Annotated in this window: 23 protein-coding genes; 15 read left to right on the top strand and 8 right to left on the bottom strand. The window is 57.1% G+C overall.

Annotated elements, in window-relative coordinates; all coding sequences use genetic code 11:
- Positions 1-32: 32 nt before the first annotated feature.
- A complete protein-coding gene (locus tag ACM6G4_RS13775) occupies positions 33-1034 on the top strand; it encodes a response regulator (RefSeq protein ID WP_223542175.1) in 1002 nt (333 codons plus the stop codon).
- A gap of 291 nt (positions 1035-1325) precedes the next feature.
- Here ACM6G4_RS13775 and ACM6G4_RS13770 read toward each other — a convergent pair whose 3' ends face one another.
- From ACM6G4_RS13770 to ACM6G4_RS13750, 5 genes are read right to left on the bottom strand one after another with little or no spacing between them, the layout of a single operon-like run.
- Positions 1326-1490 (bottom strand): rubredoxin, encoded by a 165-nt coding sequence (locus ACM6G4_RS13770; protein WP_414913891.1) that lies wholly within the window; start codon positions 1488-1490, stop codon positions 1326-1328.
- Positions 1491-1508: 18 nt separating this feature from the next.
- Positions 1509-1847, bottom strand: a complete 339-nt coding sequence (locus ACM6G4_RS13765) for a hypothetical protein (RefSeq protein WP_414914031.1) — start codon at positions 1845-1847, stop codon at positions 1509-1511.
- Positions 1848-1867: 20 nt separating this feature from the next.
- Positions 1868-2575, bottom strand: a complete 708-nt coding sequence (locus ACM6G4_RS13760) for a hypothetical protein (protein ID WP_414913890.1) — start codon at positions 2573-2575, stop codon at positions 1868-1870.
- Positions 2576-2596: 21 nt separating this feature from the next.
- Complete coding sequence (locus ACM6G4_RS13755) at positions 2597-3331, bottom strand: ferritin-like domain-containing protein (RefSeq protein WP_414913889.1); 735 nt, start codon at positions 3329-3331, stop codon at positions 2597-2599.
- Positions 3332-3354: 23 nt separating this feature from the next.
- Complete coding sequence (locus tag ACM6G4_RS13750; RefSeq protein WP_414913888.1) at positions 3355-4695, bottom strand: saccharopine dehydrogenase C-terminal domain-containing protein; 1341 nt, start codon at positions 4693-4695, stop codon at positions 3355-3357.
- 553 nt (positions 4696-5248) lie between these two features.
- Here ACM6G4_RS13750 and ACM6G4_RS13745 point away from each other — a divergent pair.
- The 8 genes from ACM6G4_RS13745 (at position 5249) to ACM6G4_RS13710 (ending at position 12425) form a co-directional block, all read left to right on the top strand.
- Complete coding sequence (locus ACM6G4_RS13745; protein ID WP_414913887.1) at positions 5249-5425, top strand: SDR family oxidoreductase; 177 nt, start codon at positions 5249-5251, stop codon at positions 5423-5425.
- A 119-nt stretch (positions 5426-5544) separates the two neighbouring features.
- Positions 5545-6640, top strand: a protein-coding gene (gene prfB / locus ACM6G4_RS13740) for a peptide chain release factor 2 (RefSeq protein WP_109790603.1) whose coding sequence is annotated in 2 segments (ribosomal slippage) — positions 5545-5616 and positions 5618-6640 — 1095 coding nt in all. Because the reading frame shifts where the segments join, the coding sequence is not laid out codon by codon here.
- A 114-nt stretch (positions 6641-6754) separates the two neighbouring features.
- A complete protein-coding gene (lysS, locus tag ACM6G4_RS13735) occupies positions 6755-8257 on the top strand; it encodes a lysine--tRNA ligase (protein ID WP_056721048.1) in 1503 nt (500 codons plus the stop codon).
- Positions 8258-8355: 98 nt separating this feature from the next.
- On the top strand, positions 8356-9072 hold the full coding sequence (locus tag ACM6G4_RS13730) for a TetR/AcrR family transcriptional regulator (RefSeq protein ID WP_056721047.1): 717 nt from the start codon (positions 8356-8358) through the stop codon (positions 9070-9072).
- 121 nt (positions 9073-9193) lie between these two features.
- On the top strand, positions 9194-9748 hold the full coding sequence (locus ACM6G4_RS13725) for a hypothetical protein (protein WP_409078249.1): 555 nt from the start codon (positions 9194-9196) through the stop codon (positions 9746-9748).
- Positions 9749-9780: 32 nt separating this feature from the next.
- Positions 9781-11058 (top strand): flavohemoglobin expression-modulating QEGLA motif protein, encoded by a 1278-nt coding sequence (locus ACM6G4_RS13720; protein ID WP_056721043.1) that lies wholly within the window; start codon positions 9781-9783, stop codon positions 11056-11058.
- Positions 11059-11184: 126 nt separating this feature from the next.
- A complete protein-coding gene (locus ACM6G4_RS13715) occupies positions 11185-12099 on the top strand; it encodes an alpha/beta hydrolase (RefSeq protein ID WP_414913886.1) in 915 nt (304 codons plus the stop codon).
- Complete coding sequence (locus tag ACM6G4_RS13710; protein ID WP_046041078.1) at positions 12096-12425, top strand: hypothetical protein; 330 nt, start codon at positions 12096-12098, stop codon at positions 12423-12425. The genes ACM6G4_RS13715 and ACM6G4_RS13710 overlap by 4 nt, the downstream gene beginning before the upstream one ends.
- Positions 12426-12500: 75 nt before the next feature.
- Here ACM6G4_RS13710 and ACM6G4_RS13705 read toward each other — a convergent pair whose 3' ends face one another.
- The 3 genes from ACM6G4_RS13705 to ACM6G4_RS13695 all read right to left on the bottom strand — a co-directional run bounded on the left by ACM6G4_RS13705 (position 12501) and on the right by ACM6G4_RS13695 (position 14368).
- Positions 12501-13298, bottom strand: coding sequence for an OmpA family protein (locus tag ACM6G4_RS13705; protein WP_414913885.1), 798 nt, complete (start codon positions 13296-13298; stop codon positions 12501-12503).
- A gap of 45 nt (positions 13299-13343) precedes the next feature.
- The gene (locus ACM6G4_RS13700; RefSeq protein WP_414913884.1) at positions 13344-13757 is read right to left on the bottom strand and encodes a DUF4398 domain-containing protein; all 414 of its coding nucleotides are present in this window, start codon (positions 13755-13757) and stop codon (positions 13344-13346) included.
- Between the two features lie 266 nt (positions 13758-14023).
- Positions 14024-14368: a hypothetical protein gene (locus tag ACM6G4_RS13695; RefSeq protein WP_056721034.1), complete on the bottom strand. Its 345-nt coding sequence runs from the start codon at positions 14366-14368 to the stop codon at positions 14024-14026.
- Between the two features lie 202 nt (positions 14369-14570).
- On the opposite strand from ACM6G4_RS13695, the gene ppc reads away from it, so the two are divergent.
- The 6 genes from ppc to ACM6G4_RS13665 all read left to right on the top strand — a co-directional run bounded on the left by ppc (position 14571) and on the right by ACM6G4_RS13665 (position 21146).
- A complete protein-coding gene (gene ppc / locus ACM6G4_RS13690) occupies positions 14571-17201 on the top strand; it encodes a phosphoenolpyruvate carboxylase (protein ID WP_414913883.1) in 2631 nt (876 codons plus the stop codon).
- Between the two features lie 288 nt (positions 17202-17489).
- Positions 17490-18137, top strand: a complete 648-nt coding sequence (gene adk / locus ACM6G4_RS13685) for an adenylate kinase (RefSeq protein ID WP_056721029.1) — start codon at positions 17490-17492, stop codon at positions 18135-18137.
- A 94-nt stretch (positions 18138-18231) separates the two neighbouring features.
- Positions 18232-18906, top strand: coding sequence for a tRNA (adenosine(37)-N6)-threonylcarbamoyltransferase complex dimerization subunit type 1 TsaB (gene tsaB / locus ACM6G4_RS13680; RefSeq protein ID WP_056721027.1), 675 nt, complete (start codon positions 18232-18234; stop codon positions 18904-18906).
- A 218-nt stretch (positions 18907-19124) separates the two neighbouring features.
- Positions 19125-19430 (top strand): hypothetical protein, encoded by a 306-nt coding sequence (locus ACM6G4_RS13675; protein WP_056721025.1) that lies wholly within the window; start codon positions 19125-19127, stop codon positions 19428-19430.
- A complete protein-coding gene (locus ACM6G4_RS13670) occupies positions 19430-20290 on the top strand; it encodes a DUF72 domain-containing protein (protein WP_414913882.1) in 861 nt (286 codons plus the stop codon). Before ACM6G4_RS13675 ends, ACM6G4_RS13670 begins: the two co-directional genes overlap by 1 nt.
- 34 nt (positions 20291-20324) lie before the next feature.
- Positions 20325-21146, top strand: coding sequence for an isocitrate lyase/PEP mutase family protein (locus ACM6G4_RS13665; protein ID WP_414913881.1), 822 nt, complete (start codon positions 20325-20327; stop codon positions 21144-21146).

Raw genomic sequence — 21146 nt, 5'->3', positions numbered from 1 at the left:
TCCTGGCTCAGGTAGTACTCAGGTGACCGCACATGACTGAATTACAGCTCGACGACTTCAAGACCGACGAAAACGCCGCCATGGTGTTGCTGGTGGACGATCAGGCCATGATCGGCGAAGCCGTGCGTCGCGGCCTGTCGAACGAAGAGAACATCGATTTTCACTTCTGCGCCGACCCGCACCAGGCCATTGCCCACGCGGTGCGCATCAAGCCGACTGTGATCCTGCAGGATCTGGTCATGCCCGGCCTCGACGGCCTGAGCCTGGTGCGCGAGTACCGCAATCACCCGGCGACCAAGGATATTCCGATCATTGTCCTGTCGACCAAGGAAGACCCGTTGATCAAGAGCGCGGCCTTTGCCGCCGGGGCCAACGATTATCTGGTCAAGCTGCCGGACAACATCGAACTGGTCGCGCGCATCCGCTATCACTCGCGCTCCTACATGACCCTGCTGCAACGGGACGCGGCGTACCGCGCGTTGCGGGTCAGCCAGCAACAACTGCTCGACACCAACCTGGTGCTGCAACGCCTGATGAACTCCGATGGCCTGACGGGGTTGTCGAACCGTCGGCACTTCGACGAATACATGGAACTGGAGTGGCGCCGTTCGTTGCGTGAGCAGAGCCAGTTGTCGTTGCTGATGATCGACGTGGACTATTTCAAGGCCTACAACGACAGCTTCGGTCATCTGGAAGGCGATGAAGCCCTGCGCAAGGTCGCCGCGGCGATCAAGGATGCCAGTGCCCGACCTTCGGACCTGCCGGCCCGCTACGGCGGCGAAGAGTTCGCCCTGGTGCTGCCCAATACCTCCCAGGGCGGAGCCCGACTGGTGGCCGAGAAGCTGCGCCAGACCGTGGCGGCCCTGAAGATCCCGCATAACTCGCCCACCGAAGGTTCGAGCCTGACCATCAGCATCGGCCTGTCGACCATCACGCCGAAAGCGGGCAGCAACTGCCGCGACCTGATCCTGGCGGCGGACAAGGGGCTGTATTCGGCGAAGAACAATGGGCGTAATCAGGTGGGGATCGGGTGACGGTACAACGCTTCGTAACGCTGTATCAGCTGCGGAGCCCGCGAGGCTGCGTCCGAAGACGAAGTCCTCGCAAACCCTGTGCATGAGGTTTGACTAAAGAAGCTTGCTGCATGATTTACGAGGGTTTTTGTACGGATAGTCGCTCCATACAATTATTGGTTGTTATTTAAGAATGCTGGCAGGTTTGCTTTCGAGTGTCTGAAAATAATCATGTCAGCTATTCATAAAGATTTGGGGGGGGGGGAGTGTCGTGTTTAATAAAAATAAAAGCGAACCTCGCAATAAGTATTCTTATTCAAAATCTTCTTTTGGCATCTGACAATCTGGGCATAACCAATCTTCGGGTAGATCGTCCCAAGGCGTGCCTGGTGGTATTCCATTCTCAGGATCGCCCAGAGCGGGATCATATTCATAGCCGCAAACAGTACAGCTCATTATTTTTTCTTTGCTTGACATGACTTTTCCTGAGGGGGGTTAAAGTGTGACGGTGGCGATCAAGCCAGTTGCTCCTAAGATGAAGCCGATTAGAGCGCCTCTTTCTGGCAACTCCTTTAGCATTGCGTATATCACAATTGGTTCAAGAATAAGAAGGAACGTCAAGGAAGCAACAGTTACTACCCAGATGTTTCCGGTTGCTTGATATCCTAGCCAGTACGCAAAAACTAGACTTATACCAGCAATGCTGATAAGGGCTATAGGTTTTACAAATATTAAAGGGGTTTCCAATGATCGGTCGGGAAGCTTGGAGGCGTATACTTCGCTGTAAATCGTTAGTATCTCACCGAAAACCATCAGTATTAAGGAAGCAGCCATGTAGTAGTGGTTTTTCATTTTTAACCTTTAGCTAGTATGGATAAAATGTCATTTACTACAGGGTCTCCGAGTTCGCTAGGTTTTAGCAAAAAGTGAGGGCCGTCGTGATCAAAAAGAAATGTGTTCTGATAGGGCATATTTTCAAGCTTGGCAATGCTGTGAAGTATGTCTTCGGCTTTATGTAAGTTTGAGGAATGTTTGTGTTTTAGTATTTTTATTGCATTCCCGAAGTGTATGGCCTCGTCCGCAATCAGGTTTTTAATCCAAGTGTTGAAGTTTTTGTGCCCGAACTCATTGTAGAATGTGTCTTTTTTATATGTTTTGACTGATGTGTATTCATCGTAAGTCAATAGAAGTAGTAGGTTGAATTCGCTTGTAAACATTTCTTGTAGTTGATCGAAGTTTCCGCTTCTTGTTTTTAGTTGATCTATCAGTTCTTCCTCGGTTGAGCCAAATAAAAGACGAATAAGCTCAAAAAAACCGTCGGAATGATTTTTTTCATCTGCAAACCATAGGTCGAGATACTGGACGAAGTACGGCGAGAACTTTGCTCTTTGCTGGTGTAAATTATGATAAAGATTGATGGCGTCATACTCGGAAAATAAGTCTGCCATAAAAAATTCTTTGTATTTTAAGTCAATTCCAGGGTTTGTCCATTCGCTACCAGATATTTCATTGAAAAGTGCTCTTGAACTCCAGTGTCTTTTTGTTAGAAAAGATGGGTTCATTTTTTTCTCCTGTAGTTCGTTTTATGCGTTTATTTTTTTTATAATGGTGGGGATTATGAAGTCTCTAATTTCTTGTTTTTGAATAGGGAAGTCTGGCGTGTTGTGGTCCAGAACAAATGTTCCAGAGTAGTTTGGTTTCTCAAAGTCTATAGCGAAGATTTCTTCCAGGATTGAAGCGGTTTCATTAATCCTCTCGGGGAATAATTTTTTGGCTTTTTCGATAAAGGAGAAAAAGTGATTGATTTCATCTTTTTTTGTTTTTCTGATCCAGTTCGAAAGCTGTGGAGATTCGAATTTATCGTACTTCACGATGCTTCGGTGGTAAACGTGTGTGGTTATAATTTCGTCGTAGGCCAGCATGATGAGAAGTTTGAATGTGTCATCAGTTATTGGGTTGATTGCACTGAAGTCTGAGTTTCTAACTTCAGCCTCCAGAGTAACTTGATCAAGGGGGGTGCCTGTGAATGATGAATAGATCAGAGCAAAACCATAGGCATGATCAATTTCGTCCCTGAGCCAAGGGTTTAGTACTCCAACTAGTAACGGAAAGCAAGTCGGGTATTTGGTCTTTAAATGCCAATAAAGTCGCCGTGCATCGTACTCAGTGATTATTGAGTCGAATAATATTTCCTTCCATTCAGTGCGCTCGATATTGCTTAATTTTGTATCAGGGAATCGGAAGTTTGCCAGCACCACTGCAGCATCTGGGGTCGAACGGTGGGGGATTCTGGGTTCTGTTGTTCTTGTTGTGTTCATGGTGTTTGACCTCCATTGTTTTATCAGTTTTTTTGGTGCACCCTAAAATTATGAAATTGTAGAGTGTCGCTGCAGTTTGGGCGCCAGTCAGTTTCTTGGATAATTATTGGCTGCCAGTACGGCTCTACGAAGTCGTAGATGTATTCCCAGTCTAGACTTTCGGATTCTAGAACCCCGGATTCTGAATTTTGCTCGGCCCACTTCATGCCGGCAACGATGCTTGATGTGACTTGTAGGCTCGTTGCACTGTTATGTTTTGCCATTTTTCTTGCCTTGCCTATTGAAAGATTAGAGCCGAGCCAAAGTGATTTGTATTTTTTGCTGATCAGGAAAATGCCGAGTTCGTCGATGCCGGAAACTATATCGTCTTTCATTACTTCCCTTGATTCGATCTGATCTTCACTCCCACTGCAAAGTAAATGCATCGAATCTACTGCTTGGTCGCAAGGATGATATGCGTAGTATACGGTTGGTCGATATTTGGGTGCTGATGGGGTATCTGAAGTTAAATATTCGGCGATTGATAGCGATTCATTATGTGTTAGTAGATATGCGTTAAATTCTAAGTAATTGGGAGACCAGCTCTTTACGATGACATTTCGGCCTTGTTCAATCAGTTCGAGTGAGTATCCGTTGTTCTTGGCGTTCAATGGAGCGTCTACCTCGTGAGATCCCCAGCCCAGCTCCGACGGTTGCAAGCACTCTGTAATCAGTCCGTCCACAGACCACGTACAGATAAAGCTTTTTGGTGCGCGCTTTTTGGACGAAATTTGCGTGTCTCGTTCTGATATTTGTATGACCTGTAATTCTAAGCGTTCTGATAGTTTGGCCCACTCGGGTTGTGTTGTTGGTTGTTCATGTATTCCATTTTTTAGTGCCATTTCAAGCATTGCTTTTTTTAGCAATATAGATATGAATCCAGGGTTTGCTCCGTGCCCAACAATTGCTGTTGTTGTGCTGGTCTGGGTTTGCGAATATTGCTTCAGGCTTTCCCTTAGCGAATGATTGCTTTTTAAGTTGTTGTTTTGATTTACGTACTCCCAAGGCTCTATGCACGTGTCTAAATATAGTGTGTTGAACCGCTGGGCTAGATTTATCAGAGCTAAGCTGGAAACAGATACCGCCAGATTTAAGAGGAAGCTATTGTCACTTAATAATGGTGACAAAACACTGTGGAAATTATTTGGGGTTATCAGCTCTTTGTTTAATGTTGCGGAATACTCACTCGCGATGTTTTTTCGGGTTGTGTCGATTTCTTTATCGAAAATAATGATTTCTGAATTGTAATTCTCTGAAAGTAACGGCAGCAAAGCTTGGGCGATACTTCCAAAACCTACAATTATTATTCTGTCGATTTTTTTCATGGTAGTCCTTTATTTAGTAAGTTGAGGTGACATATCCATGTTTTTCGGTGGTGCTGTAGCTTGCTTAGGTTTCTGGTGATTAAGGTTTTCGATGATGGTGTTAGTAAAATGTTGGTGATTTTTTTGTGTTGCATAGTTATAGGGAAAGCAGGTGCGTTGCGCAATTGCCAATTAAGTAGGATTGGTCCGTTATTTTTGAGGTTGTTTTCCTACAGATCGGTCGAGGTCTTAATCTTGTTGTTGATTAGTACTCTGGGAGATGTTTACGGCATCATCCTCAAGGACGAGTTGTTTACAGCCATGGCAGTTGCGCGAGCCATACAGCCGCGCGATAGCGGTGCTATCGTGCAAACCGGCTGGTTGTGGGCCCAGCAGGCCATCAGAACCACACTGTCGGGGGATTACTTGGTCGTGAATGCCGGTGTGAATGTACAGCCCCGCAACCAGACCCCCGAACTGGCTTCACCAAGCATTAGCATCAACTCAGTGGCCCCGGCCATAGTTGAATCTCTAGTCTAGGGCGCCTTTCTGGGAGTCGAGCCGGTCATGGACGTTGCCGACCTTAAACCCTTTCCATCAACTGCGGCGTAACGGTCAGCCCGCTGATGTAGCTTGGGTCATTCCGTTTCTGGTATCGAATCAGTCTTCGGGGATCACCGGCACTGTGCTTCCAATCGACAGCCGCATCACTGAAAGACATGAGCAGGGTCATGGCAGCGTTGATGGTTAGTGTGAGGCAGGAAAAAACAGAAACCATTCGCCGGTAAACCCGCCATGCGGGCTGCCGGGGCCGCTTGATTACGGTATACTCGCCGGCTTTCAAAAGTTCGCCAACGAGTGCTGCCCGTCATGGAAATCAACCCGATCCTGAACACCATCAAGGACCTGTCCGAGCGCTCCGAAACTATTCGGGGGTATCTTTGACTACGATCAAAAGCATGAGCGTCTGACCGAAGTCAATCGCGAGCTTGAAGATCCGAGTGTCTGGAACAAACCTGAATACGCCCAGGAACTGGGCCGCGAGCGCGCCGCGCTGGCGCAGATCGTCGATACCCTCGACGAGCTGAACACCGGTCTGGCCGATTGCCGCGACCTGCTGGACATGGCCGTCGAAGAGAACGACGAAGGCGCAGTGGGCGATGTCGTCGCCGAGCTGGCCCGTCTCGAGGAAAGTCTGGCCAAGCTGGAATTCCGCCGTATGTTCAGCCACGAAATGGACCCGAACAACGCCTACCTGGACATCCAGGCCGGTTCCGGCGGCACCGAAGCCCAGGACTGGGCCAACATCCTGTTGCGCATGTACCTGCGCTGGGCCGACAAACGCGGTTTCGACGCCACCATCATGGAACTGTCCGCCGGTGAAGTCGCCGGGATCAAGGGCGCGACCGTGCACATCAAGGGCGAATACGCCTTTGGCTGGTTGCGCACCGAGATCGGCGTGCACCGCCTGGTGCGCAAGAGCCCGTTCGACTCCGGCAACCGTCGCCACACCTCGTTTTCCGCGGTGTTCGTCTCGCCAGAGATCGATGACAAGGTGGAAATCGAAATCAACCCGGCAGACTTGCGGATCGACACCTATCGTTCCTCCGGTGCCGGTGGTCAGCACGTAAACACCACCGACTCGGCCGTACGTATCACCCACGTACCGACCAACACCGTGGTCAGTTGCCAGAACGAACGTTCCCAGCACGCCAACAAAGACACCGCCATGAAAATGCTGCGGGCCAAGTTGTACGAGCAGGAAATGCAAAAGCGTAACGCGGCGTCCCAGGCGCTGGAAGACACCAAGTCCGATATCGGCTGGGGTCACCAGATCCGTTCGTACGTGCTCGATGCCTCGCGGATCAAGGATCTGCGCACCAACATCGAACGCAGCGACTGCGACAAGGTGCTCGATGGCGACATCGACGAATACCTGGAAGCGAGCCTGAAGTCCGGGCTGTAAAACACGCAATACAAGATGATCCCTGTAGGAGCTCAGGGGGACGCCTAGTCCCTGCTGAGCAATCCCCGGGCCGCAGGGCCCGGGGGCAACGAACCTGATGGAATATTTAAAGACATGAGCGACCTAGAACTCGACCCGCAAGCCCTGCAACAGGAAGAAAACTCCCTGATCGCCCTGCGCAAGGAAAAGCTTGCTGCCGAGCGCGCCAAGGGCAACGCCTTCCCGAACGACTTCCGTCGCGAAAACTACTGCGAACAACTGCAGAAACAGTACGCGGACAAGACCAAGGAAGAGCTGGCAGAGGCTGCGATCCCGGTCAAGGTTGCCGGTCGCATCATGCTCAACCGTGGCTCGTTCATGGTGATCCAGGACATGACCGGGCGTATCCAGGTCTACGTCAACCGCAAGACCCTGTCCGAAGAAACCCTGGCCGCGGTGAAAACCTGGGACATGGGCGACATCATCGCCGCCGAAGGCACCCTGGCCCGTTCCGGCAAGGGCGACCTGTACGTCGAAATGACCAGCGTGCGCCTGCTGACCAAATCCCTGCGCCCGTTGCCGGACAAGCACCACGGCCTGACCGACACCGAACAACGCTATCGTCAGCGTTACGTTGACCTGATCGTCAACGAAGACGTGCGCCAGACATTCCGTGTGCGTTCGCAAGTCATCGCCCACATCCGCAGCTTCCTGATGAAGCGTGACTTCCTGGAAGTGGAAACGCCGATGCTGCAGACCATTCCGGGCGGCGCGGCAGCCAAGCCGTTCGAAACCCACCACAACGCGCTGGACATGGAAATGTTCCTGCGTATCGCGCCTGAGCTGTACCTCAAGCGCCTCGTTGTCGGCGGCTTCGAGAAAGTGTTCGAGATCAACCGCAACTTCCGTAACGAAGGCGTTTCGACTCGTCACAACCCTGAATTCACCATGTTGGAGTTCTACCAGGCCTACGCCGACTACGAAGACAACATGGACCTGACCGAAGAACTGTTCCGCGAACTGGCGCAGCTGGTCCTTGGCAGCACCGACGTGCCGTACGGCGACAAGGTATTCCACTTCGGCGAGCCGTTCGTGCGTCTGTCGGTATTCGACTCGATCCTCAAGTACAACCCCGAGCTGACCGCCGATGACCTGAACGACATCGACAAGGCTCGCGCCATCGCCAAGAAGGCCGGCGCCAAGGTGCTGGGCTTCGAAGGCCTGGGCAAGCTGCAGGTGATGATTTTCGAAGAGCTGGTCGAGCACAAGCTGGAGCAGCCGCACTTCATTACCCAGTACCCGTTCGAAGTGTCGCCGCTGGCCCGTCGCAATGACGACAACCCGAACGTCACCGACCGTTTCGAGCTGTTCATCGGTGGTCGTGAAATCGCCAACGCCTACTCCGAGTTGAACGACGCGGAAGACCAGGCCGAGCGCTTCATGGCCCAGGTGGCCGACAAGGACGCCGGCGACGACGAAGCCATGCACTACGACGCCGACTTCGTTCGTGCGCTGGAGTACGGCATGCCGCCAACGGCGGGTGAAGGCATCGGTATCGACCGTCTGGTGATGCTGCTGACCAACTCTCCGTCGATCCGCGACGTGATCCTGTTCCCGCACATGCGGCCGCAAGCGTAAGTGTTTCAAATAAAAAGCCGCCTTTGAGGCGGCTTTTTATTGCCTGTCTGGTACAAACGTATCAACTTGTTACTTTCATCTGAGAGGAAATACCTGTCGTGATTCGTGCAATAGCTCAAGAAGGTGCAGCGGGTGTCGCCACTGCGGTCGCTGAAAGTGTTCAGTACCAGGGTCGCAAGGCCAGCCGACAGGGCAGCGAACAGCGACGACAGGAAATCCTGGATGCCGCCATGCGCATTGTCGTGCGTGACGGTGTGCGGGCCGTACGGCACCGTGCGGTGGCCGCAGAGGCACAAGTGCCGTTGTCGGCGACCACTTACTATTTCAAGGATATCGATGACCTGCTCACCGATACCTTCGCCCAATACGTGGAACGCAGTGCGGCGTACATGGGCAAACTGTGGGTGAACAACGAGGGCCTGCTGCGCGAGATGATCGACAGTGGCGATGGCAGCCCGCAGGCGCGCTCGAAACTGGCGGACGACATTGCGCGGCTGATGACCGATTACGTTCACCGGCAACTGGTCAATCGCCGTGAGCATTTGATGGCCGAGCAGGCGTTCCGTCAGGAGGCATTGCTTAACCCGCGCCTGGCCGAACTGGTGCGCTCGCATCAGCAAATCCTGTTGCAGGGCTCTTGCCAGCTGTTCCAGGTATTGGGCTCGCGCGAGCCGCATCAGGATGCCAAGGTGTTGACGGCGATTATCGGCCGGATGGAATATCAGGGCCTGCTCAACGTAGACGAGCCTGCCGCCGAAGAGGAAATGCTCGGCATCCTGACGCGCTACATGCACCTGGTATTGGCGTCGGTCTAATCCGCGTAGGAGCTGCCGAAGGCTGCGATCTTTTGATCTTGATCCTTTGAAAAACAAGATCAAAAGATCGCAGCCTGCGGCAGCTCCTACAGGTTAGCGGTGTGTTCATAGGGAGTTTCGAATGAAAGCCTGGCGTGTCGTTGTGATCGCCTTGTCGTTCCTGCTGCTCAGTGGCTGTCTGGTGACCTTCAAGGAGCCGCTGCCTGCCAGCGAACCCGCGCCCAAGGGATTGCTCGGCAAATGGACCAGCACCAATGCCTGGGGCGAGCCGCTCAACCTCGAACTGACCCGCATCGGCGACAACCGCTATCAGGCCGTCAGTTATTACCGGGCCAGGCCCAGGGAGCGGGAGGCCTATCCCTTCACAGTGACGCGCCATGGCAACCGCTGGTATCTGTCGGCGAAGGTGCCGGCACAGTTCGGCGGGCATTTCACCATTGGCGGGTTTGAACTGACCGACAAGCATGAATTGGTGGTCTACAACCTCGACCTCGACCAGATCAACCAGGCCATGAAGCAGAAAGCCCTGAGCGGTGAAAGCTTCCAGACCCACGACGGTGATGGCGTATTGGTCGACAGCCACATGGATCAAGTCGCAGCCTACCTCGACGACCCGGCCAATTCCGATGTGTTCGTCGAAGCCGTGCGCTACCAGCGTCAGGCCAAAGCCAAATAAGCAGTACAAACAGGTTTCTACAGGAGTTTCGGGTGGACGATTACCAACAGTCGATACGCATTTTGTCCGATCGCATCGTGCTGGCGCAGACGCCGATCCGCGTCCTCGATGCGGTCAAGTGGGACGACAACATTCGTAAGGGCTTCCTCAAGGCCAAGGGCAAGGAAATGCCGGCGGTGGACCGCGACTACTACCTCAATCGGCCGCTGGCGTTCGATTCCAGCAAAGTGAAGCTGGAGTTCCAGAACATCGAGCGCGACATCACCCGCCAGCTCGGCCAGTTCAACCCGGTCGGCCAGATCATGCGCCGCATGTGCAAGGAATACCGCATGGTGATCCGCATGCTCGAAGCGCGTGGCACCGAGGATTTCGGCCTGATCTCCCAAGAGTTGTACGGCGCCGCGTCCGACGCGTTCCACGCTGGCGACCCGACACTGTCCGACCTGGGCATGATGTTGTCCGAATACCTGAATAACATCGACGGCCGTGGCGACCTCAAGGATGAGCCAAAGACGCTGACGGCCAAGGATGCGGTCGACCTGTTGCAGCATCGCTTGAACAAGGTGTTTGGCGAAGCCGAGGAAACCATCCGGGTGTTCGAGTCCGACGGGATCGTCGCCGATGCGGCGGCCGGCGCCGATTACATCAAGATCCGCTCCGATGCGATGTTCAACCAGCGCGATGTGCGCGCCCTGGAAGTCCATGAAGGGCTGGTGCACGTCGGCACCACCCTCAACGGCCTGAATCAGCCGATCTGTACCTTCCTCGCCAAGGGCCCGCCATCGTCGACGGTGACCCAGGAAGGCCTGGCGATCCTGATGGAAATCATCACTTTCGCCTCCTACCCGAGTCGCCTGCGCAAACTGACCAACCGCACCCGCGCCATTCACATGGTGGAGGAGGGAGCCGACTTCCTGCAGGTGTTCGAGTTCTTCCGCGAGCAAGGTTTCGAAATGCCCGAGAGTTACAGCAACGCCAGTCGCGTTTTCCGCGGCTCGGTGCCGACAGGTCTGCCATTTACCAAAGACTTGTCCTACCTCAAGGGCTTCATCATGATTTACAACTACATTCAACTGGCCGTGCGTAAAGGCAAGCTGGAGCAGATACCGCTGTTGTTCTGCGGCAAGACCACCCTGGAAGACATGCGTACCTTGCGCCAGTTGGTGGACGAAGGCTTGGTGGTGCCGCCCAAGTACCTGCCGGAACAGTTCCGCGACATGAACGCGCTGTCGGCGTGGATGTGCTTCTCCAACTTCCTCAATCACCTGAGCCTGGACCGGATCGAGGCGGATTACTCGAACATCCTGTGATGCTGTCAAAAGATCGCAGCCTTCGGCAGCTCCTACACTGATCCCCTGTAGGAGCTGCCGAAGGCTGCGATCTTGGCAATTGGAGCTTCACCGAAAATCCTTCCTTCCATCGCGAGGTTTCACCGGATGAGAACCCTCGGCATCCTCTGCCTTCTCCTGGCCTTGAACGGTTGCAGTTCGCTGCTGTTCTACCCCGAACCCGGCCAGTTGTTCACGCCGGAAAAGGCCGGGCTCGAATACCGCACGGTCACCCTGATCACCGCCGATGGCCTCAAGCTGAACGCATGGTGGCTGCCGGCGAAGAAGGGGGTCGAGGTCAAGGGTACGGTGCTGCACCTGCACGGCAACGGTGGAAACCTGCCCATGCACCTCGGTGGGAGCTTTTGGTTGCCGAAAAATGGTTACCAGGTGTTGCTTGTGGACTATCGCGGTTATGGCCTATCCGAAGGTGAACCCAGCCTGCCGGCGATCTATCAGGACATCGACGCGGCCTTCAAATGGCTCGACCAGGCGCCGCAGGTCAAAGGCAAGCCGCTGATCCTGCTCGGCCAGAGCCTTGGGGGCTCGATGGCCGTGCATTACCTGGTCCAGCACCCGGAACGCCAGAAACAACTGAAGGCTTTTGTCCTCGACGGAGTGCCCGCCAGCTACCGAAGCATCGGTCAGTTTGCCTTGAGTACGTCATGGTTGACCTGGCCGGTGCAGGTGCCGTTGTCGTGGCTGGTGCCGGACGGCGACAGCGCGATCAACTCCATGACGCAACTCAAGGACGTGCCGAAACTGATCTACCACAGCATCGACGATCCGATCGTGCCTCTTTCCAACGGCATCCGTCTGTATCAAGCTGCGCCGCCGCCACGGGTGCTGCAACTGACCCGTGGCGGTCATGTGCAGACGTTCGCCGACCCGGTCTGGCGCAAGGTCATGTTGCGTTATCTCGATGATCCGCAGCATTTCAACGGCCTGCGCCGCCTGGGTGAAATCCCCAACTATCCGGCACCCCCGAATTCAGAAGATGAACCACCAGAGAGTCCGCAATGAGTGAAGAACGTAACGCCATCCCGCTGATCATCACCGGTATCTGCAGCATCCTAGGCACTGTCGGTGCCCTGTGGTGGTACGGCTACCTGCATTTCGCCAAGCCTGAGGATGCGTTGCTGCTCAACGAATTCACCATGCTCAAGACCGTGCCGGGTGAAGACTACAAAGTCTCCCTGGAACCGGCCGCGCAAGTGGCGCAGTGCATCGATGGCGTGCTGGTGCTGTTCGACATGGAACAGAAAGGCCTGACCGGCGTGCTGGTCGACAGCAAGAAAAAAGCCGTGCGCTGCATGGGGCAGGAAACGCCGCAGAAGCTGGAGCAGTAAACCGGTATTTGTTGGCAATAGAGATCAAATGTGGGAGCAAGCCCGCTCCCACACTGGTTTCGCGCAGTAGCTTGATTATTGGGTGTATGAACTCATCGCCGAACGCGGAATCACCGGCTGATTGTCATTGGAGATGGTCACCTCTACCCGACGGTTCATCGCCCGGCCCGAGGTGCTGCTGTTATCCGCCACCGGATACTCCTTGCCGTAACCCTGGGCGACGATACGCGCCGGATCAACGCCCATCTTCACCAGCGCCGCCCGCACGGAGCCCGCGCGACGTTCCGACAGCGACTGGTTGTGCGACGCCGTACCGGTGCTGTCGGTGTAGCCCTCGACAATCACTTTGCGCTCGGGGTTTTCCTGGAGGTACTGCGCCAGTTTGCTGATGTTCGCCAGGCCGTTGGATTTCAGCTCGGCCTTGTCGGTGGCGAACAGCACATCACCGAAGGTCACCAGCGTCCCGCGATCGGTCTGCCTGGCGTTGAGGCTGTCTTTCAACTGTTTGATCTGCTGGTCACGGGCGTCGAGGCGCGCCTGGGCCCGTTGCGCCGAGGCATCTTTCAGGCTGGCCTCGGCGGTGCGCAGGGCGATGGTCTGCCTGGCCACTTCGACGCGCTGGTTGGTCAAATAGGCTAGCTGGTCGACCTTGGCCGCGTCCTCCTTGTCCCTGTAGGCCTTATCGGCCAGGTCCAGAGAGTCGCTGGCCTCCTTGGTCTCCAGCGCCGCGACTTTGCTGGCCTGCGGATCGGCTTGCAGGCCAGTGTAGTTGTTGCGGGCCTGTTCGAGGTTGGCGTTCGGTGGTGTGGAGCAGGCTGCCAGGGCTACGGTGACAGCCAGCAGGGCAGGGATCATCAATTGATTGGATTTCATGATTTCGTCCTTTTAGTCGAGTGGGAATGCGGGGGGCCGCGCCGCTTACTGAACGGTGCGCTGGCTTTCCTGACGCAATTCCTGAACGCCTTTCTGCGCGTCCTTCACTGATTGTTCGGCCTTCATCGCCTGGGCCTTGCGCTCGGCCACGCGAGCGTCCCACTCGGCCTGTTCGGCGAGCATCCGGGCCTGGTCGTATTGCTTGTCGTGCATGGCAATTTCGGCTTGCTTGAGCTTGTCCTGGGCCGACTTCATTTCCACTGCGGCGAACTCGGTGCCGCCGGCGCTCACGGCGTCGTTGACGGCCGATTGGGTGACCGCGTACTGCTCGGTTGGCGGATTACCGGCGCAACCGGCCAGCACCAGGCAGCTGCCCAGGGCCAACGCTGCCAGTTTGAGGCTTTGCGAACAGGTAAATGAGGGGGTTCCGGTTCGGGTTTTCATGGTCTTCAACTCCATTGGGCCAGTTCCTGAAAAACGTCGAAGTCCACCCCGGGCAGGGCGCTGAAACCATCAATTGCGGGGTATTTTGAAACACTCGTCCCAGGCGTGGTTACTTGGGTTGACCCGAGGCTTTTTTTGAAAGTTCAGAGAAAATAGCCGGCTATCGAAAACCTGGATCAAGTCGACAGCGCCCTTTAGGGCAGGAGAAGTGCGATTTTTTGAATTGGAATACGGGCTAATGTGGGAGCGAGCAAGCCCGTTCCCACAGGTTTTGCGGATGTTCAGTGTTTCTGTTTGTCTTCAGGCACCGACAAGTCATGCAAATGTCGACGGGACAACGCCAGAAAGCGCGGGGTCGGCCCGATGTCTTCGTACAGCGGATCGCCTTCTTCATCGGTGGCAACCACGGTAGTGCCCTTGACGTACGGGAAGCTTCTTTCCAGCTCTTCCAGTGCGGCGCCGATCAGATCGCCGAGCAGTTCTTCGGGATGCCGCTTGGGGTACATTTCGACGAGCGCGGCCAGCCGTGCGGCAGACTCCACGTCCAGATGAATCGAGTAGCCGGTGTCGGTCAGGCGACCCTTGGCGTTTTCTTCCCAGTGGTGGGCAAGCTCGCGGATTTTCATATTGACCTCATTGCGCTCCCGCTCGTGGCAGGCAGAGTGAGTGTCCGGCACTGGCCGGTGACAACCGTTGTACGGCTTACTGTTCAGACTAGCCTCAACAGGCAGGGTTTACAGGCCCTTCGTCGTCTTGCTTGTAAGAACCTGTCTGGGGCGGCACTCTCTTGTTTCTTAGCCGCCCGGATTTTTTGCTGGAGACCTGCTGATGACCGATATTGATGCACGCTTGCGCGAGGACGTTCACCTGTTGGGTGAGCTGTTGGGCAACACCATTCGTGAGCAATATGGCGACGGTTTTCTCGACAAGATCGAGCAGATCCGCAAGGGCGCCAAGGCTGACCGGCGCGGTTCCATGGACGCCGAACTCAGTGCCAGCCTCAATCAGCTGAGCGAAGATGAGTTGCTGCCGGTGGCGCGTGCGTTCAACCAGTTTCTCAACCTGGCCAACATCGCCGAGCAATATCAGTTGATTCACCGTCGCGAGGAATCCCGGGAGGCACCGTTCGAAGCCCGGGTGCTGCCGGAGTTGCTCGCGCGCCTGCGCGCCGAGGGGCATGGCGCCGACTCGCTGGCCCGGCAACTGGGCCGGCTGGAGATCGAGCTGGTGTTGACCGCGCACCCGACCGAAGTAGCCCGCCGCACGCTGATCCAGAAGTACGACGCCATCGCCGCGCAACTGGCGGCTCAGGATCACCGTGACTTGACCGGTGCCGAGCGCGAACAGATCAAGACCACCCTGCAGCGCCTGATCGCCGAAGCCTGGCACACCGAGGAGATCCGCCGCACGCGCCCGACGCCGGTGGACGAAGCCAAGTGGGGGTTCGCGGTGATCGAGCATTCGCTGTGGCAGGCCATTCCCAATTATCTGCGCAAGGCCGATCAGGCCCTGTACGCCGCCACCGGCCTGCGCCTGCCACTGGAGGCGGCACCGATTCGCTTTGCCTCGTGGATGGGCGGCGACCGCGACGGCAACCCGAATGTGACGGCGGCGGTAACCCGGGAAGTTTTACTGTTGGCGCGCTGGATGGCGGCTGACTTGTACCTGCGCGATGTCGATCGCCTGGCCGCCGAGCTGTCGATGCAGCAGGCCAGCGATGAATTGAAGGCCCGGGCGGGAGACAGCGCCGAGCCCTACCGGGCTGTGCTCAAACATCTGCGCGAACGCCTGCGGGCAACGCGAAACTGGGCACACGCCGCCTTATCGACGCCCGCGCCGGCGCCGATCGACGTGCTGCAAGACAACCGCGAACTGCTCGAACCACTGGAGCTTTGCTACCGCTCCTTGCACGAGTGCGGCATGGGCGTGATCGCCGACGGGCCGTTGCTCGATTGCCTGCGTCGGGCCGTGACATTCGGCCTGTTCCTGGTTCGTCTGGATGTACGCCAGGACTCGTCGCGGCACACCGCGGCGATGACCGAAATCACCGACTACCTCGGCCTGGGTCGCTACGAGGACTGGAGCGAAGAAGAGCGCATCGCCTTCCTGATGCGCGAACTGAGCAATCGTCGGCCCTTGTTGCCGACATACTTCAAACCTTCCGCCGACACCGCCGAAGTACTGGCGACCTGCCGGGAAATCGCCGCTGCGCCGTCGGCATCCCTCGGTTCCTATGTGATTTCCATGGCCGGTGCGGCTTCCGATGTACTCGCCGTGCAGTTGCTGCTCAAAGAGTCCGGCGTGTTGCGGCCGATGCGCGTGGTGCCGTTGTTCGAAACCCTGGCCGACCTCGACAACGCGGGGCCGGTGATCGAGAAGCTGCTGCTGTTGCCGGGCTATCGCGCGCGCCTGCAAGGGCCGCAGGAAGTGATGATCGGCTACTCCGACTCGGCCAAGGACGCCGGCACCACCGCGGCGGCCTGGGCGCAGTACCGGGCGCAGGAGCGACTGGTGGATATCTGCCGTTCGCACGACGTCGAGCTGCTGCTGTTCCATGGTCGCGGCGGCACTGTGGGGCGAGGCGGCGGCCCGGCCCACGCGGCGATCCTGTCGCAGCCACCGGGCTCGGTGGCGGGGCGTTTCCGCACCACCGAACAGGGCGAAATGATTCGATTCAAATTCGGCCTGCCGGACATCGCCGAGCAAAACCTCAATCTGTACCTGGCCGCGGTGCTGGAGGCGACTTTGCTGCCTCCGCCGCCACCTACGCCCGAGTGGCGCCATTTGATGGACGAACTGGCCGCAGACGGTGTCAGCGCCTACCGCGCGGTGGTGCGGGAAAACCCGCAGTTCGTGGAGTATTTCCGCCAGTCGACGCCGGAGCAGGAACTCGGCCGTTTGCCGCTGGGCAGTCGTCCGGCCAAGCGCCGGGCCGGGGGGATCGAAAGCCTGCGGGCGATTCCGTGGATCTTCGGCTGGACCCAGACGCGCCTGATGCTGCCGGCCTGGCTGGGTTGGGAAGCGGCCCTGAGCAAGGCACTGGAGCGTGGCGAAGGCGAGCTGCTGGGGCAAATGCGCGAGCAGTGGCCGTTCTTCCGCACCCGCATCGACATGCTGGAAATGGTCCTGGCCAAGGCCGATGCCGACATTGCTCGGTCCTACGATGAGCGTCTGGTGGAGCCGAATCTGTTGCCATTGGGTGCGCATTTACGCGACCTATTGTCGCAGGCGTGCACCATCGTTCTCGGCCTGACCGGGCAGTCGCAGTTGCTGGCACATAGCCCAGCGACCCTTGAGTTCATCCGCTTGCGCAACACTTACCTCGACCCGCTTCATCTATTGCAGGCCGAGTTGCTGGCTCGTTCAAGAGTGCAGGACGTGGCGCAGGGCAGCCCGGTAGAACAGGCCTTGCTGGTGTCTGTGGCGGGGATTGCCGCCGGTTTGCGTAACACCGGCTAAGGTTTTTGCCGTGGGCTGAGGCGTCCGGCAGGTGAGCCGGATGCCGACGTTTGACGGGGGCAAAAGTGCTGTCAGGCGACAGTTAATGATGGGGTTGCGACTTGGGAAACTGCGCGCAATGGTCGCAAGAGGCAGCGGTTTCTCCGACTTTTGGCGTCTTGTGTGGGCGCAGCCTGCTGTGTATCTTGATCAGCCTTTGACCGTTTGGGCGGTCACGACCCTATTTTTGAGATTGGCCCCACGAGGCGAATCTGACGTTATCCATATAAAAAATTGAGGAGCACATCGATGCGCGTCATTCTGCTGGGAGCTCCCGGGGCCGGTAAAGGTACTCAGGCTAAGTTCATCACCGAAAAATTCGGCATTCCGCAAATCTCCACCGGCGACATGTTGCGTGCAGCGGTCAAGGCCGGCACCGAGCTGGGCATCAAGGCCAAGAGCATCATGGATGCCGGTGGCCTGGTGTCCGATGACCTGATCATCGCACTGGTCAAGGACCGCATCGCCCAGTCCGACTGCGCCAACGGTTTCCTGTTCGACGGCTTCCCGCGCACCATTCCCCAGGCAGAAGCCCTGGTGACTGCAGGCGTCGAGCTCGATGCCGTGGTTGAAATCGCCGTTGAAGACGAAGAAATCGTCCAGCGTATCGCCGGTCGCCGTGTTCACGAGGCCAGCGGCCGCGTGTACCACATCGTCTACAACCCGCCGAAAGTGGCTGGCATTGACGACGTCACCGGTGAAGAGCTGGTACAGCGCAAGGACGACACCGAAGAAACCGTGCGTCATCGCCTGTCGGTCTACCACTCCCAGACCAAGCCGCTGGTTGAGTTCTACCAGACGCTGTCGGCTGCCAATGGCAAGCCCAGGTACAGCCACATCGAAGGCGTCGGTTCGGTTGAAGCGATCACCGCCAAGGTGCTTGCAGCCCTGAGCTGAAAAACCTGACCCGCTGCATCATCCACGGCCCGCTTGCGGGCCGTAGTTGTTTATACTGACGCACTTTTTTCTGATTTCTCTTGTGGATACATCGATGAGCACCTTGCTGGCCCTGGACACCGCGACTGAAGCTTGCTCCGTTGCCTTGCTGCATGACGGCAAGGTCACGAGCCATTACGAGGTGATCCCGCGCCTGCATGCGCAGAAGCTGCTGCCGATGATCAAGCAGTTGCTGGCCGATGCGGGCACCACGCTGCAAGCGGTCGACGCCATTGCGTTCGGCCGTGGCCCGGGGGCCTTCACCGGTGTGCGCATTGCCATCGGCGTGGTGCAAGGCCTGGCGTTCGCCCTGGATCGCCCGGTGCTGCCGGTGTCGAACCTGGCCGTGCTGGCGCAACGTGCGTTGCGTGAACACGGCGCCACTCAGGTCGCCGCCGCCATCGATGCGCGCATGGATGAAGTCTATTGGGGTTGCTACCGCGAAGCGGCCGGGGAGATGCGCCTGGTGGGGGCTGAAGCTGTACTGCCGCCGGAGTCCGCTGCATTGCCGGCCGATGCCGGCGGCGAATGGTTCGGCGCAGGCACTGGTTGGGGTTATGCCGAACGTATCGCCGTCAGCCTGAGCGGGCAGGACGCGGGCATGTTGCCCCACGCGCAAGACTTGCTGACTCTGGCGCGGTTTGCCTGGGAACGTGGCGAGGCGATCGTGGCCGACGAAGCGCAGCCGGTATATCTGCGTGACAAGGTGGCGACGCCCAAGGCGCGTTAAGCCTTTACAGATCGCAGCCTGCGGCAGCTCCTACAGAAGATCGCATTTCCCTGTAGGAGCTGCCGCAGGCTGCGATCTTTTCCAGGCACCACCAATCGTCTTTTTCTAACCTCAGCTTTCAAACCTTTTGCCTTTTATGTGTTCTAGTTATCACTCGGCGGTTTGCGAAGTGGGATATGCGCCACTAAACTGCCATCACTGATTCCGAGTATGCACGTATGCGTATAGACGGCGTTTCCTCTCAGTCCTACCCCATCAAGCGCAAGCCTCGCAAAGACCGCGTGGTGGAAGACGACGCCATTGATATCGAAGGCGAGCTGGAATTCCCGACTGAAGAGCAACTGGCTGCCCGCGCCGCCAAAGCCTCCGCGCAAAAACTGAGCAATCTCCCCGCCCGTCAACAAGACATGATTTACCACCGTGCCATGAGCAAAAGCGTGGCGACAGCCTTGGCCAGCTACCTGAGCACCGCCGGTTTCGTCGATTGGGAAGCGGATGTGCTGGGTCTCGACCTGTACATCTGATGTTGCTGCCGTATTACCTCGGTTGTCCGTCCTGGAGCGAAAACGCCTGGCGCGACTACCTGTATCCGTCCGACGCCAGACCCGCCGACTTTCTTGATCTCTATTGCCAGGTTTTCAATGCCGTGGAAGGCAACACGACCTTCTACGCGAGCCCGGCTGCCAGCACCGTGCAGCGTTGGGCCGAGACCATGCCCGAACACTTTCGCTTCACCGCCAAGTTTCCCGGCGAGATCAGCCACGGTGGCGATCTGCGCGAGCAGCTGACCTCCGCCGAAACCTTCCAGCAGTTGCTCAGCCCGCTGGGTGAGCGGGTGTCGCCGTTGTGGTTGCAGCTGTCGAAAAGCTTCACGCCCCAACGCTTGCCGGAACTGGCCGGATTCATCGATGCCCTGCAGCGGCCGCTGGCCGTGGAAGTGCGGCACGACGAGTTTTTCGCCAAGGGTGACAGCGAACGAATGCTCAATCGTCTGCTGCTGGATCGCGGTGTCGAACGCATCTGTCTCGATCCCCGTGCGCTGTTCAGTTGCACCTCGACCGAGCCCTCGGTGCTCCACGCCCAATCGAAGAAACCTCGGGTGCCACCGCGCCCCGCGGCATTCACGCAATTCCCGCAGGTGCGTTTTATCGGCCATCCGACGCTTGAAGCCAACGATACGTTCCTGGAGCCGTGGGTCGAGAAAATCGCGCTATGGATTGAAGAGGGCCGTACGCCGTACATCTTCCTGCACACCGCCGATAACTTGCTGGCCGCGAAGCTGGCGCAGCGTTTTCATGCCAGGCTGATGCTGCGTTTGCCTGGCTTGCCGGCGCTGCCTGAGCTATACAGAGAACCCGTCGCCGAGCAACTTGGCCTGCTCTGAGGCGGATTCTTTCCCCTCTTCAGGAGCCTGCCCAATGGATGCGCAAACCCTTCGAGCCCAGGCGTTCAAAGCCCTTCATGAACGCCCCGGGGCTTTTGTGATTCCCAATCCGTGGGATGCCGGCTCGGCGAAAATGCTCGCCAGCCTTGGCTTCGAGGCGCTGGCAACCACCAGCGCCGGTTATGCCTTTTCCCAGGGCCGTGCCGATGGCGGACTGACTCTCGACGATACCCTGATGAACGTCCGGGCGATTGTCGCCGCCACCGACCTGCCGGTTGCCGTCGACCTGGAAAACGGCTTTGCCGACAACCCGGCTGACTGCGCGAAAAGTATCTTGCGCGCGGCAGAGGTCGGCGCCGTCGGTGGTTCGATCGAAGATGCCACCGGCCGCGAAGAAGGCCCGATCTACTGTTTCGAACACGCCGTGGCGCGCATCGAAGCCGCTGTGGCAGCCGCTCGCAGTTTGCCGTTCGACTTTACGTTGACTGCCCGGGCGGAAAACTTCCTGCACGGCAATCCCGATCTGGCCGACACCATCCGGCGCTTGCAGGCATTCGCCGAGGCCGGTGCCGATGTGCTCTACGCGCCGGGCCTGCGCAGCGCCGAGGATGTGCTGGCGGTGGTGCGCGCCATGGCGCCAAAGCCGGTGAATGTGTTGATGTCGGGCGGCTTGAAGCTGACGGTCGCGCAGTTGGGTGAAATGGGCGTCAAACGCATCAGTGTCGGATCGGCACTGGCATTGGCGGCCTATGGAGAGTTCTTTCGCGCCGCCGAAGAAATCCAGACATCAGGTACGTTCGGTTTCACGTCCCGGTCGATGCCCTATCAGAAGGCCAATCAGTTTTTCAAAGGCTGA

The sequence above is a fragment of the Pseudomonas sp. IT-P258 genome (assembly GCF_949767825.1).
Classification (GTDB): Bacteria; Pseudomonadota; Gammaproteobacteria; order Pseudomonadales; family Pseudomonadaceae; genus Aquipseudomonas; species Aquipseudomonas monachiensis.
Note: the sequence above shows the minus strand (reverse complement) of the source record. Positions and strands in the feature narration are given on the sequence as shown.